This is a genomic window from endosymbiont of Riftia pachyptila (vent Ph05), from assembly GCF_000224455.1.
Taxonomy (GTDB): domain Bacteria; phylum Pseudomonadota; class Gammaproteobacteria; order Chromatiales; family Chromatiaceae; genus Endoriftia; species Endoriftia persephonae.
On the sequence record NZ_AFOC01000021.1, the window covers coordinates 1 to 14,323 of the forward strand.

Below are 14,323 nucleotides of genomic sequence, written 5' to 3' on the forward strand. Positions count from 1 at the left end.
CTTTTTGAGGAGGCAGATAATTTTGGCTCACTGCTACATCCGCAGTTGAGCACGGAACAATCGCAAAAGACGCTGGATGCCTTGATTGCTTATGATCAATCCGTTAAATCCCCCACCTTCGGGCATCGGGAGAGTGTCGATAACTGCAAACAAGCCCTGCGGCAGGCCGATTATCTCAGCACAAAATACCATGTGGTAATTGCCAATCCGCCGTATATGGGTGGCAAGGGAATGAATGGACGACTGGGTAAGTGGGCTAAAGACAATTACCCCAATAGTAAATCCGATCTGTTTGCCATGTTCATTGAACGGAATCTTGATCTGGTCCAAAAACAAGGTTCGGTTGCGATGATTACCATGCAAAGCTGGATGTTCCTCTCGTCCTTCGAAAAACTTCGTTCACGACTGCTTGCTCAAAATACGATTCTTTCGATGGCGCATCTGGGAGCGCGAGCCTTCGATAGTATCGGTGGTGAAGTGGTTTCAACTACAGCCTTTGTACTGGAAAACAAAAATAGACCGGAATACAAAGGTGGTTATTTACGGTTGATTGATGGCAACTCGGAGGCTGAAAAAGGGGCGGCTATTCGTGAAGCTATCAAGAATCCAGACTGCAGCTGGTTCTACCGCGCCTCTGCCGCTGACTTCAAAAAGATTCCCGGCAGCCCGATTGCGTATTGGGCACCAAATGGGGTGCTTAAGGCTTTTGAACAATATGAAAGCCTTAAGGAATTCGCAGTGCCATCACAAGGAATGGCAACAACAAACAATGACCTTTTCCTACGTCAGTGGCATGAATGTCCACGTGAGAGGTTCATTAATCCAAAAGCTGTAGCCCCCGTTACTAGAGAGAACGGAAAATGGTTTGCCTGCAACAAAGGAGGCCCATTTCGAAAATGGTATGGAAATAATAACTATGTTGTAAATTATGAAAATGATGGTGAAGCAATTTGTGAATATATAGATAACACACCAAATGTAAGGGTTAAGTCAAACGGTAGGGTCATCAATAGAGATAAATATTTCAAGGTTGGTACTACATGGTCAACAATTTCGTCAGCTCGTTTTTCCATGAGATTTACGCCACCAGGATATGTGTTTGAAACAAAGGGGGCGATGTGCTTTCCAGGCTCTTTGAGCGCTGCGAAATTCTTGACAGCACTAGGGTGCTCAAAGGTCGTTGATTATCTTCTAACCTTTATTTCTCCGACGCTTGATTACCATGAAGGCCCACTTGGTAGGCTGCCTATTGCCCCTGTCGGACAAGAAAAAATTGATAGTCTTGCAGAACATGCAATAAATAATTCGATTATTGACTGGGACTCCTACGAAACCTCCTGGGACTTTACCGACCTACCGCTGTTGCATCCCGACTACCGCGAGCCCACCCTGAAGGACACCTACCAGAAACTCCGTACCCACTGGCAGGATATGATCCTAGAGATGCAACGTCTGGAGGAAGAAAACAACCGTATCTTCATCGAAGCCTATGGCCTGCAGGATGAGCTGACGCCCGAGGTGCCACTCACCGAAATCACCCTGACCTGCAATCCGCACTATCGCTACGGCGGAAACAAAAGCGAGGAAGAGCTGGAAACGCTGCTGCTTGCAGACACAATGAAGGAGTTTATCTCCTACGCTGTGGGCTGTATGTTTGGCCGCTACGCACTGGAAAAGCCGGGCTTGGTCCTGGCCAATCAGGGCGAGACCATTGATGACTACCTGAAGCAAATCCCCGATCCTTCCTTCCCGGCAGACGATGATAATGTGATTCCGATGCTCGATGGCAACTGGTTCACTGACGACATCACGGAACGTTTCTACAAGTTCCTGCGTGTGACATTTGGTGAGGAGCACTTTGAGGAAAACCTCCAGTTCATCGAAAAGGCGCTGAACATCAAGGGAAAACGCAACTACACCATCCGTGATTATTTCCTCAAGGAGTTCTACAGCGACCATGTGAAGCGTCACAAGAAGCGTCCCATCTATTGGCTGTTTTCCAGCTCCAAGGGCAGCTTCAATGCCCTCATCTACATGCACCGCTACCGCCCGGACACGGTCAGCGTCATTTTGAACGACTACCTGCGCGAGTTCCGAACCAAACTCGCCTCCGAAAAGAATCACCTGGAAGCGGTAAGCATCAGTGCCAGCGCCACTGCCGGAGAGAAGACCAAGGCGCTCAAGGAAATTGAAAAGATCAACAAGATGATCACCGAGCTGGAAGAGTACGAACGCGAGGTGCTTTACCCGCTGGCGACAAAACAGGTTGAGATTGATCTCGATGACGGTGTGAAGGTGAATTACAACAAGTTCGGAAAGGCATTGAAGAAAATAGCCGGTCTGACTGCCAAAGGATAATCGGAGATGATAGAGATAGATTGTCAGGATGACCGCCTCCTCCTCATCTATACGCCAGAAAGATTTAGTTCTGACTGGGTCGATAATAAGCTGAGTAAAAACGGTTCGGTAACATTTCGTCGGACTTTTACTTTTAGTACTGATGCTCTTGTCGAAGAAGATGAATCAGGTCTTTGGACAGAGGATGAACGTGTTTTTCTTCTTGCCATTGGCGATGGTGATTTTTTCAATGTCAATAAAGATATCCTCGGCCTTAAATACGACCTGCTTCTCTCCAAGGATATGGCAATCAGTATTAAAACTTTTGTTGCCTACAGAGATATATCTGTCTTTCGGCGAATAGATGAGCTGGTCGATGAATCTATTGTAATAGGAGGGAATGCCGAGGGAGCAATCCCTGTTGCCGATTTCGAGGAATTATTGCGCAATTTCCCGACCTCAACAGAATTGACACATTACGCGCGCGCAAGGATTACCAGGGTATTAAAGGACTATATGGGAACGATGTCAGATGCTCAAGTCAAGTTGGACAACTATCTCGACCAAAAGAAGACCATCCGGAATCGGTCAAAAATAGATTTTATCAAGGACTACGAACCGAAAAAATTTGAATATGTTCGGGATGAGATTTCGGCAATGCTGCGAGAGGTTGATGCCAGGCCGGATGCCTTTAAGGAGAAAGACTGGCAACGCCAGCTTGTGGAGTTTTTGTTGCTTATTTTTCCCAGGTATGTGGCGGTTCTTGAAAACGTTCATATCAAGGATTTCTACTCTACGTTAGGGAAAGGGACAGACCGCTACATAGATTTACTGCTGGTCGATGCAAATGGCAGCGTGGATGTCATCGAAGTAAAGCGACCACGGCCACATCAACTCCTTTCCAGAAAACCTGGATCTCGCGGCAACTACACACCATCCAGCGAGTTGTCCGAGGCTGTTATGCAGGTTGAGAAGTATCTTTTCCATTTGACTAAATGGGGGTTAGTCGGTGAGCGCTCCATTCAGGAAAAGTGCAAGGCTGAATTGCCTTCTGACTTCGTAATCAAAATTACAAATCCAAAAGCAATGCTCATTCTTGGGCGGGATAATAATTTTAATAATAAGCAAAAGCTCGATTTTGAAATTATCAAGCGAAAATACGCCAATATTATCGACATTATGACGTATGACGATCTGTTGCGCCGGTTGGACAACATCATCGCCATGATTCATTATAACTTTTCAAAGTTGGGAATAAAGGGAGGGCAAGCATGAACGGCCGCATAGCCCAAGCCCTGACCAAACTCTTCGAACGTCACCGGATCGTCTTCTGGTACGACGCCAAGCAGGAGTTGCGCGACGACTTCGAGGCGCTGTCGCTGCCCGGCGTCGAGAAGCTGGAACTTACCAACAACGAGTACGGCATCAAATACCGGATATTGCGTGAACAGCCGGAACAGAAGTTCCTGCTTTACCGCGAGGAGCCTCAGCCTTCCGATCTGGACAACTGGCTGCTGGACGTGCAACTGGCCCACGGCGAGTTTCGTACCGACCAGGTGGCCATCTGGCTGTCCGAACTGGAGCTAGGCCTGGAGTTCACGGATGTGGTGCAGGCACATTCAGAGTTCTTTCGGGCTACCAGGCGGAAGGAGGCTCTCAAGAAGATTTTGAAGCCCGATGATACCGAAGGGCTTATTCGCCTAAAGATGCTGGCGGTGTGTTCAGGCAGCGAGCCACGTGTGGACGCTATATTGGAAAACTTGCTGCAGGAGTTGGCTGACGGCCGGGACGGCAAGCTCAAGCTTATCGGTCGCTGCGGACTGGATGGCTTTCTGTGGGAACAGATGACCCGTTACTGTGGTTATAAGTCGGATGAGCCAGGCATCCGCGACTTTGTCATTGAGCTGTTCAAGTCGTGTTATGCCATGGGCACTGATGGCCAGGTAAAGCTGACCGGCGATGCGCTGGTATTCCTCAAGCGATGGAAGGATAGCCGTCGGTTCGAGGGCGCCTTCGAAACTCTCTCTGCCGAATGCGCCGAGGTCCTCGGCACTGAACAGGACCTAGCCAAACGGGACTTCCGGGAGTTGCTGGAACTGGATTACTTTCGCCTCATCGATCAGAAGATCATCAGCGATCTGGTGCGGGAGGTAGTCTCGTGTACGGTTACCAGCGGCGATGTGGCGCTGTGGGTTCGCCAGCGGCGGCAGAGCCACTGGTATCATGAATACCGGCAACTCTATGAGGCACTCGATTACGCGGCCAAGTTTACCCATGCCCTGGGCGAGGCCAAGCTCGCTATGGACAGCTTGGTCGAAGGTGTACAGCGCTACTGCAGCCATTGGTATCAGCTCGATCAGCTATACCGCAAGTTCACCTACCATGTTCGCATGTCGGGTCAGGCGTCTCTGATGGGTACCCTGACCGATCAGATCGAAAATCTCTATTCCAACAACTACCTCCTGAAGCTGGGCGACCGCTTTCAAACCTTTGTGGATGAGGCTGGCAGATGGGAGGCTCATACCGTCCCCCTGCAAAGGAACTTTTTTGAGCGCTGGGTCCAGCCTTTCCTGCGAAAAGGAAACAAGGTCTGCGTGATCATTTCCGATGCGATGCGCTACGAGGTCGGCGATGAGCTCTTGAGCCTTATCCGCCAGGAGGACCGCTACAGCGCAGACCTCGAGTCCGCGCTCTCGATGCTGCCCAGCTACACCCAGTTAGGCATGGCGGCGCTGTTGCCCAACAAGAAACTGGCGATTGCCGACAACGAAACCGGCACCGTGCTGGTGGATGGGCAAAGCTCCCAAGGTACAGCCAACCGCATAAAGATCCTCGGTCAGGCGACGGATAAGCGGGCAACGGCCTGCAAGGCCGATGAGCTGATGGCCATGAAAGGCGATGACTGCCGGGCTTTGGTGCGCGACCACGACGTGATTTACGTCTACCACAACCGCATCGACGCCACCGGCGACAAGCGGGAATCCGAGGAACGGGTTTTCGAAGCAGTGGAAGAAACCCTGCGGGAGCTGATTCGCTTGATCAAGAAGCTGACCGGGGCCAACGCCAACAACTTGCTGGTGACCTCGGATCATGGCTTCATCTATCAAAACCGTGCCATTGACGAGAGCGATTTTTCCGGGGTCGATGCCGAAGGCGACCAGATTCTGTTCCGGGACCGCCGTTTCGTGCTCGGCAAGGGACTTGCCGAGACATCCAGCCTGCACAAGTTCACCCCGGCACAGCTTGGCCTCGCCGGTGAGGTAGAGGTTCAGATTCCAAAATCGATCAACCGCCTGCGCCTGAAGGGCTCCGGCAGCCGCTTTGTGCATGGCGGGGCATCGTTGCAGGAGGTGGTGATCCCGGTACTCAAGATCAACAAAAAGCGCCAGAGCGATGTCACCGCTGTCGAGGTGGACATCCTGCGCGGAGCCAGCTCGGTCATTACCTCCGGGCAGCTAGCGGTGACCTTGTATCAGTCCGGGCCGGTGACGGACAAGATCCAGCCGCGTGTTCTGCGAGCAGGCATCTACACCGAGGCTGGCGATCTGATCTCCGACAGCCACGACCTGACTTTTGATCTGACCTCGGAAAATCCTCGGGAGCGGGAGCTTCAAGTGCGCTTCGTACTCACCCGCAAGGCCGACGAGGCCAACGGCCAGGAGGTCATCTTCAAGCTGGAGGAAAAGCACGCTGGGACTTCTCATTTTAAGGAATACAAGTCGCTCCGGTATTTGATGCGGCGATCATTTACCAGCGATTTCGACTTTTAAAGTCCCCGATAGGGGATCTGTAAATCCCCCGCCTTTAGGTGGCGGCTGATATGCTCAGAGGATGAAAGATTATAAGCGAGGAAGTCATACGGTCTGGGATTGCAAATACCATCTGGTGTGGACGACGAAGTATCGTTATCCGGTATTGGGTGGAGATGTAGGCCATCGGTGTCGAGAGTTACTCCGAGAGATAGCGATGAGCCAGGAGATGGTTATCTACGCAGGCTCAATCAACCGAGATCATGTGCATATGCTGATTGGAATACCGCCGCAGCTATCGGTATCCAGGGCGGTTCAGTATCTGAAGGGGAAAGAGTTCACATAAGCTATTGTCTGAGTACAAAGTTTTGCGAAAGTGGTATTGGGCGCAACACCTCTGGGCCCGGGGCTACTGGGTGGCATCCAGTGGGAATGTGACAGGTGAGGTATGGAAGGAATACATCAAGAATCAGAAGCCACCGGAACGGGATGATGACTTCACCGTCGTATGACGGTAATCGGCCGAATGGCCGATCGATCCGGCTTTTAGCCGTAACCCGAAGCCACCGGCTTTAGCCGGTGGAGTATTCACAGGACAGGTGAGCGATGAACGAACTTGACCAGAAAATAAACACACACTTCCCGGGACTCGTTGTCCGCAAGGATCTTGTCAAAACGGTCAAGGGCAACGCTATCGTCCCCTCCTATGTGCTGGAATACCTGCTAGGTCAGTACTGCGCCACCAGCGATGAAGCCTCGATCCAAACCGGCATCGAGACCGTGAAGGAGATCCTGCGCAAGCACTATGTGCACCGCAATGAAGCAGGCCTGGTTCGCTCCAATATCAAGGAAAAAGGCCGCTACAAGGTCATCGACAAGATCAGCGTGGCGCTGAATGATAAAACTGATGCCTATGAGGCAACATTTTCCAACCTCGGTATCAAAAAGGTGTTGGTTGACTCGGGCACTGTAAAGTCCCACCCCAAGCTGCTGGTCAGCGGGGTGTGGTGCATCGCGGATATCGAATATGAATTCACCGAGGACAAAAACGCCTGCCCCTGGATCTTGTCGACCCTCAAGCCCATCCAGTTGTCGCATTTCGATTTTGATGGCTATGTCGAGGCTCGCAAACAGTTCACTACCGATGAGTGGATCGATTTACTGATTCAGAGTATCGGTTTCAACCCCGAGATGTTCGGTAGGCGCAGCAAGCTGACCCAGTTGATCCGCCTGATCCCTTTTTGCGAGCGTAACTACAACCTGATTGAGCTTGGACCAAAGGGAACCGGCAAATCGCATATCTACTCGGAGTTCTCCCCTCACGGTATTCTGATCTCCGGCGGTGAGGTCACGGTTCCGAAGCTGTTCGTGAATAACTCGACCGGCAAGATTGGCTTGGTCGGCTTTTGGGATGTGGTGGCCTTCGATGAATTTGCCGGAAAGAAAAAACAGGTAAACAAAGCACTTGTAGACATTATGAAGAACTACATGGCCAACAAGTCCTTCTCGCGGGGGGTTGAAACCCTTGGCGCAGAAGCGTCCATGGTCTTTGTTGGCAACACCCAGCACACTGTGCCCTACATGCTGAAGCATTCTGACCTGTTCGATGAGCTGCCAGACAAATTCTACGACTCTGCATTTCTCGACCGTATCCATTTCTACATTCCCGGCTGGGAAGTAGAGATCATCCGTGGCGAGATGTTCTCTAATGGTTACGGCTTCGTGGTGGACTATCTTGCTGAGATTCTGCGGTCACTCCGAAACCATGACTATTCAGACCGCTATCAAGAATACTTCTCACTCTCTTCGGATATTTCAACCCGCGACCGGGACGGCATCAATAAGACCTTTTCTGGATTGATGAAAATTCTCTTCCCGCATGGCGGTGCCTCCAAGGAAGAGATTGAGGAGCTGCTGCGGTTCGCCATTGAAGGTCGCAAGCGAGTCAAAGACCAACTGATGCGGATCGATTCCACCTACGGCGATGTACGTTTCTCCTATTTCGACTTGACCGGAAAGACAAAGCTGGTTACCACGCTAGAGGAGGAGGAGTACCCGCACTATTACCACAAGACGATTGCCGAGGGAGAAGATGGTGAAATCGGGGAGACAGGCTCGGTTCCCTCGGCTCTGGCGTCCACAGAGTCGCCAGCATCTGCCGAACCCGTGCTCAAAGAAAAGCATCTCACTTTCCAGGAGAACCAGAAAGGCATCTCCTATGACACTCTGTTGGGTTCCTACCTCAAAGGCGCTACCAAGATCACGGTGACAGACCCTTACATCCGATTGTTTTATCAGATGCGCAATTTCATGGAGTTCCTGGAGACTGTTGTAAAACACAAGGCGCAGGAAGACGAGGTGGCGGTCCACCTAGTGACAACCGAAGACGAGTTCAAAGGCGAACAGCAGAAGGAAAACTTCGAGAAGATGAAGGAGTCCGCCAGCGCGGTGGGCGTGGACTTCACCTGGGAGTTCGACGGCACCGGCACTATCCATGCCCGCCACATCGTGACCGACCACGGCTGGAAGATCTCGCTGGATCGCGGTCTGGACATCTTCCAGCACTATGAGATGAACGATGCCTTCACCTTTGCCAATCGCCTTCAGCAATACCGGCCATGCAAGGCGTTCGAGGTGACTTTTATCAGACATAAGCAGAAGGAACAGGAGGGGGATTCCCATGAGTGAGGTTCCAGCATCGCTGTCTAAATGGTTTTCCGAACGTCCCAAGTGGCTTCAAATCGCGGCTACCCGGCTCCTGGAACAGACGGAACTTTCAGACAAGGATATTTCTGAGCTTGCAACGCTTTGCCAACAGGAAGCCGAAGGGAAACTTGCTCAAACGGGTTGTTCTTTTCCTGCCTCAGCCTTTTTCCAGGGAGTTGCTGGCACGCTTCGATTGTGTTCCATCGGCGATGTGGAGGGAGTGAATGCGCTCGCCCCGAGAAAGCCGCTTGAGTTTGGCAAAGGTAACATCACCGTTGTTTACGGCCATAACGGTTCTGGGAAATCCGTTGGTATGGACAATGTCTACAAGAAGGAGTCGCCAATCATGCCCAATAACGTAAGCGCTACAGCGCGGAATTTAAGGTGAAAGTGCTCTTGAGGTGATCAAGGGTCTCAAGACCTCAAGCGAGTTGGCCAAGGGGTACTAGCTAGGTTCACCCGACCCAGATCAGCCAGTGGAAGTGCCAGCTTCTGGAGTCTCCCCCTGAGCTATTTCGGAATGGCAAGGTAGCCCCGGATGTTGCTGAATAGGCCATCACAGTGCCGTTGTTCCAGGAAATAGGCCGCCTGAAGATAGAACTCGACAGGGTAAAAAAGTGCCGCCAAGCTCCAGGGAGGGTAAGCTCATGTGGATGAGCTGCCCGGAACCAGAAGCACTTCACGATTATCGGAATTTGGGCGAGGACTTTCGGGAAAGGGAGCGAATCCGGCGATGCATCTCCCGGTGGAAAACCCGGCGGGAAAGTCTGTCACCCTTGGAAAGAAAGGCGATACTAATGGCTATTCAATAGATCGAGGAATACAGGGAATGGATCAAGAAAAGCTGCGCCTGAAAATCGATAACTATCTTCTGAAGAACAAGCGCCAGGCCTGGGAAGATCTGTTTACCGATATCATGAGCGCAAAACATGGAATCGCGTACCAACCCGTAAAGGCCCATGGGCGAATGGGGGACAAAGCGGCAGACGGGGTGCTGACGCAGGATAGGAAAACCATAGTTTTTCAATGTCACGCACCAGATGAAGGATTCGAGATAAACAATTTGCTACAGAAAATACAAAGCAACTTTGATAGGGCGCTTGCGTATTGGAAGATGAACGAATGGATCTATGTGCACAATCAAGACGCACTTCCACCTATGGCTGTAACACTACTCCATGATTTGCATAAGGAACATCCGGATACGGATACAGGTGCTTGGGGCTTCAAGGAAGTACGGAAGATAGCGCTGGAAATGTCTGAAGCAGATCAGCGCCGGATATTTGATATCAATGACCCGCCGGCTGCCGAAGATTTGCTGCATGTAAAGTATGAGGATATTGCCAGGATATTGGAAGCACTATCAGAAAAGGCAGCAAATCAGCCATTGGATCGGGAATTTTCGCCTGAGCAGCCAACAGAACGAAAGCTGTACGCCAATGACCTTACTGAGGTTCTTCAACAAACGCTGCGGTTGGCAATGGCGGGATCGCCACAGGTTGGCGATGTTATCGATAGCCAGAATCTGGATCAGATTGATACACCTGATCAACTAGCAAAGATTCTGAATCGCAAATACGGATCACTTAAGGCAGAAGGCTATGCCGGTGATCTTCTCTACAAGGAACTGAAACGAGAAATCCTTGGGGATGCTCGTAAGGCTCCGGCAATGGAGCACGCAGCCGATATGGTGCTGGCGTTCTACTTTCAAACCTGCGATATCTTCGAGGAGGCATAGATGATCCTCCCGACCAAGCATGTGCGACTGGAAAACTCACTAATCGGAATCGGCGCCGAGCTATTGCCCATACTCAAGGAGAACCCTGCAACAATGACCACGCTCTGGGAAGGTTATCGGTCGTTCAGGACGCGTGTGAACAAGCCAGTTCCCTATGGCAGTTTCGTCTTGGCGCTTGACCTATTGTATGCCTTCGGTCTGGTGGCATTGGACCGGGAAAACAGATTGGTGGTGACCCGTGGAACTGATTAGCCTGGAAAGTGATTTTCCTACCTTCAAGGCATTAACCTTCCATAAGGGATTCAATATCCTGCTGGCTGAGCAGCACGAGGAATCGGGCCAAGATAAAACGCGCAATGCCGTTGGAAAAAGCACCGCCATCGACTTGGTGAGTTACCTTCTAGGGGGGAACACCCCCCCAAAGGCCCTGAGAAAGGAAGATGCCTTAATAAATGCCTGGTACGGCCTCCACTACCACCACAAGGGCCAAAAAGGGGTTATACGGCGCTGCCCCGCCAAAAAGACAAAGGATATCCTGTTTTCGGAAGATACTGTTAATTTAACCAGTCTGAACAGGCATCTCCAGCAGATGCTGTTTGGTTTGAAGGACGGACCTGCGTATGGCCCTACATATCGGGCGTGTCTTTCATACTTTATCCGGAGCTATTTTGACGATTATCGTTATGCCCAGGAGGACCAAAGAAAAAAACAGGGCTACCAGATCAACCTCGCATTCTTGTTCGGGTTCGATTGGGATTTGATCCGCCAACATATTCTCAATGAGAAGAAAAAGGTCGGCATGAAAAAGCTGAAGTCGCTGCTGAAAAGCCTTTCTCTACGGGGTTATTCAGGGGATAAGAGTGCATTGGAATCCCGCGCGATTGTTCTGGAAGCCGAGATCCAGGATGTAGAGAATGACCTGGATAATTTCAAGGTTATCCCGGAATACAGGGAGCTCGAAAATGAGGCGGCAGACATCAGCGCGAAGATGCGCAGACTGTCTTCGGAAAACAGCAAAGATAGGGATCTTTTGCATTATGTCGAAAATGCCATGGTGTCAGAGGAACCCCCTGGCGTGGATCGTGTGAATGCAGTTTATGAGGAAGCAGGTTTGCTGCTTCCCGGCAATATCAGGATGCAACTGGAACAGGTAAAAGAATTCCATCAACGAATCAGTGAGAACCGGCAGCACCACCTACAGCGGGAACTCGATGCTATTCGGAACAGAATAGCGGAACGAAGTGATAAGCAAAGCCATTTGCAGGCACGATACAGTGAGCTTATGCGTAAGCTATCCGAAGGTGGGGCATTCGATGAGTTTCGTGCGCTGCAGGAGAGGCTGACGGAGAAACAATCAGAGCTCAAGGACATTCAACAGCAACTGGAAAACTTGGTAGAACTTAAGGAACAGGATAAACTGTACCGCAAGCGGAAGCAGGAACTGGAAGACCTGATTGAGCAGTCTGTAGCGGAACAGAAGGAATTGAAAAAGGAGGTTATTCTTACCTTCGAGAAGATATCCAATCAACTGTACGAGTCAGCCGGAAGCCTGAACATCCGTGCGGGAGAAAAGGGATTGGACTACGAGATTACTATCAAGGGTAGTGGGAGCGGTGGCGTGGACAAGATGCAGGTATTCTGCTTCGACTTGACCTTGGCCATCATCACCGCCAAGGCGGGGCGCAATCCAGGATTCCTCATCCATGACAGCCGACTGTTCGATGAATCAGACGAACGGCAGGTCGCCAGCGCTCTTGCATTAGCGAAAGAGGCATCGGAAGCAAACGGCTTCCAGTACATTGTTGCCTTTAATTCAGACCGCCTGCCTCAAGATGTGTTGCAGGAATACACCAATCAATTGGTGTCACCAGTGTTGGATGATACAGAGACAGGGGGCTTGTTTGGCTATCAATTCTGAGGCCGTATCAGGGTAGATTGGGTGAAGGCCTGTCTCTGTATCTTCCCTCCTGATACAACAGCTCCGTTCGTGATATTGATCTCTCTAGGGGCTTGGAATGCCAGCTTCACCTGTCCGCCGCGAATTTCCAGCACTTCGGCCTCTATGTCCTTGCCAATCCTGACGAGCTCACCAGATTGTTCTTATAAAGTACCAACATAGCGGCTGTTCCTTATCGATCGTGGGTGAAACTGCCGGATATGTCCATCCGGCACGAACATGGGCACAGGGAGGGGGGGATGGAAAGCGTGTTGGGAACGAATCCATGTCCTCCATGGCAATGGGAAGTAATCTACTAAAACACACGCGGCTGGACACAAGGGTGGGCGTCCCTGGTTTGCAGCTCCGGACACATTAACGGTTGAACTATAATAATTACAGATAAAACAACAAGATAGGGTGTATCTATTGCTCTGTTACCCGATTAACCACATAAAATATAATAAAATGGGAAGAAAAGAATGTTGAAAATTCTAAAGAAACCACCCAATATGACACTATATATGGTGTCACATGTCAGCTAAACTGATATACACAGAGGTCGTCGAGACGCTTCAAGGCTCGAAGGCCAATATCCGCTGTGACACGCTGGCCGAACAGCTTGCGCGGTTGGGCTTCGAGGTCCGGGACGGTAGACGGGGTGGCCACAAGGTGTTTTTCCATGACGGCATTTCTGCGTTTACCTCGGGTAGCTACAACTGTGGCCATGGCAGGAATCCAGAGATCAAGCCTGCCTACATTGGCAAGGTCCTGAGAATTCTGCGGCAGTACGAAGACGAAATTATCGACTTCCTGGAGAGGACAGAATCATGATTGATCCACATGCCTACAACATTACGGTGCGACGGAGCGAGTTCGAGGGTGAAGTGTGCTTCGAGGCGCGGGTCAAGGAATTGCCCGATCTGGCTGAATACGGGGATACGTTTGAAGAAGCCTATGCGCTGGCCATCGATGCCATTGAAACCACGGCAGAGGTGTTCGCTGAAAAGGGGAAGCCCATGCCTGTGCCGCAGGAGGTGGCGGATGACTACAGTGGCCGCGTGACCCTGCGGTTGCCGAAATCCCTGCACCGCGCGTTGGCCGAGTCTGCCGAGGAAGAAGGAGTCAGCCTCAACCAGCACTTGGTGAATATCCTTGCCTACTTCTCCGGTTTTGCGGCGGGTGCTATGCATATGTCAGAAGCTTCAGAATGGAAGACCGTTAGCAGAACTACTGGCGAGAAAGTTTCGTCGCGTCCGAACGTCCAATTGGTTTACTCGGCCGATTTGAACCGACGTGTGGAGTGGCAGAAAGCGGGATGAGCGTCGAACTGCAAAAGGCGATCGATTGTCTGCGCATTCGCGACGTCTATCTGCGCAGCTCAAGCAGTTACCTGGTAGATGATTTTGATCCGAAATATTCGCCAGAAGCGAATGACCTGGCTGTTCAGTTCAAGCACGTGGTCACCCGGGGAGAGGTGCTCGCGCTGAAAGAAGATGATACGGATATAAGGATTTTTCGCGTCTACATTGATCTTGGCGCACGATGGGTTGTTTTGCCTGAATCCACATCCGAAAATGGATCTGACGAGAGTGACGATGAAGCGGATGTCAAAGCGGTTATTGAGGCGACCTTTCTTGCCGAATATTTAATGGAGAATGAACCGGGGCAGGATGCACTGGATGCATTTGCCCTCAAGAATGCCAGTTATCATGTCTGGCCTTATTGGCGCGAATATCTAATGAACCAGTGCATGCGAATGAACTTGCCAAAAATTGCGTTGCCTACCGTGCAATTTGCGGCGAATAACAATGAAAGTGCTGGTAGCGTAGGGCAATAGAAAATAGGTGGACGACG

General features: G+C 50.9%; 11 protein-coding genes and 2 pseudogenes. 12 read left to right on the forward strand and 1 reads right to left on the reverse strand.

All coding sequences use genetic code 11. The features are described 5' to 3' along the window. From pglX to RIFP1SYM_RS04930, 9 genes and pseudogenes are all read left to right on the forward strand, one after another. Positions 1-2,358: BREX-1 system adenine-specific DNA-methyltransferase PglX (pglX, locus tag RIFP1SYM_RS16855; RefSeq protein WP_039959753.1), on the forward strand; the 2,358-nt coding region annotated here is incomplete at its 5' end. 6 nt (positions 2,359-2,364) lie between these two features. Further along, a complete protein-coding gene (locus tag RIFP1SYM_RS04895; protein WP_005960048.1) occupies positions 2,365-3,612 on the forward strand; it encodes a Shedu immune nuclease family protein in 1,248 nt (415 codons plus the stop codon). Further along, the gene (gene pglZ, locus RIFP1SYM_RS04900; protein ID WP_005960050.1) at positions 3,609-6,107 is read left to right on the forward strand and encodes a BREX-1 system phosphatase PglZ type A; all 2,499 of its coding nucleotides are present in this window, start codon (positions 3,609-3,611) and stop codon (positions 6,105-6,107) included. The genes RIFP1SYM_RS04895 and pglZ overlap by 4 nt, the downstream gene beginning before the upstream one ends. Before the next feature lie 61 nt (positions 6,108-6,168). After that, positions 6,169-6,598, forward strand: a pseudogene (tnpA, locus tag RIFP1SYM_RS04905) (IS200/IS605 family transposase). 94 nt (positions 6,599-6,692) lie between these two features. Next, positions 6,693-8,774, forward strand: coding sequence for a BREX system Lon protease-like protein BrxL (gene brxL / locus RIFP1SYM_RS04910; RefSeq protein ID WP_005960055.1), 2,082 nt, complete (start codon positions 6,693-6,695; stop codon positions 8,772-8,774). After that, positions 8,767-9,180, forward strand: a complete 414-nt coding sequence (locus RIFP1SYM_RS04915; protein WP_039959754.1) for a hypothetical protein — start codon at positions 8,767-8,769, stop codon at positions 9,178-9,180. The genes brxL and RIFP1SYM_RS04915 overlap by 8 nt, the downstream gene beginning before the upstream one ends. Before the next feature lie 261 nt (positions 9,181-9,441). Then, positions 9,442-10,530, forward strand: a complete 1,089-nt coding sequence (locus tag RIFP1SYM_RS04920; protein ID WP_005960057.1) for an ABC-three component system protein — start codon at positions 9,442-9,444, stop codon at positions 10,528-10,530. Beyond that, the gene (locus tag RIFP1SYM_RS04925) at positions 10,531-10,782 is read left to right on the forward strand and encodes an ABC-three component system middle component 6 (RefSeq protein WP_039959756.1); all 252 of its coding nucleotides are present in this window, start codon (positions 10,531-10,533) and stop codon (positions 10,780-10,782) included. Continuing rightward, a complete protein-coding gene (locus RIFP1SYM_RS04930) occupies positions 10,769-12,448 on the forward strand; it encodes a DUF2326 domain-containing protein (RefSeq protein ID WP_005960059.1) in 1,680 nt (559 codons plus the stop codon). Before RIFP1SYM_RS04925 ends, RIFP1SYM_RS04930 begins: the two co-directional genes overlap by 14 nt. Here the strand turns inward: RIFP1SYM_RS04930 and RIFP1SYM_RS16860 are convergent. Further along, a pseudogene (locus tag RIFP1SYM_RS16860) lies at positions 12,439-12,612 on the reverse strand (carbon storage regulator); the annotation flags it as partial. The gene RIFP1SYM_RS04930 and the pseudogene RIFP1SYM_RS16860 sit on opposite strands and share 10 nt — an antisense overlap. Positions 12,613-13,000: 388 nt before the next feature. Here RIFP1SYM_RS16860 and RIFP1SYM_RS04935 point away from each other — a divergent pair. Genes RIFP1SYM_RS04935 through RIFP1SYM_RS04945 form a run of 3 tightly spaced genes read left to right on the forward strand, consistent with a single transcriptional unit; the run spans position 13,001 to position 14,306 of the window. After that, complete coding sequence (locus RIFP1SYM_RS04935; RefSeq protein WP_039959757.1) at positions 13,001-13,300, forward strand: hypothetical protein; 300 nt, start codon at positions 13,001-13,003, stop codon at positions 13,298-13,300. Then, positions 13,297-13,788: a type II toxin-antitoxin system HicB family antitoxin gene (locus tag RIFP1SYM_RS04940; protein ID WP_005960061.1), complete on the forward strand. Its 492-nt coding sequence runs from the start codon at positions 13,297-13,299 to the stop codon at positions 13,786-13,788. Before RIFP1SYM_RS04935 ends, RIFP1SYM_RS04940 begins: the two co-directional genes overlap by 4 nt. Then, a complete protein-coding gene (locus RIFP1SYM_RS04945; RefSeq protein ID WP_039959758.1) occupies positions 13,785-14,306 on the forward strand; it encodes a hypothetical protein in 522 nt (173 codons plus the stop codon). Before RIFP1SYM_RS04940 ends, RIFP1SYM_RS04945 begins: the two co-directional genes overlap by 4 nt. Positions 14,307-14,323: the final 17 nt, after the last annotated feature.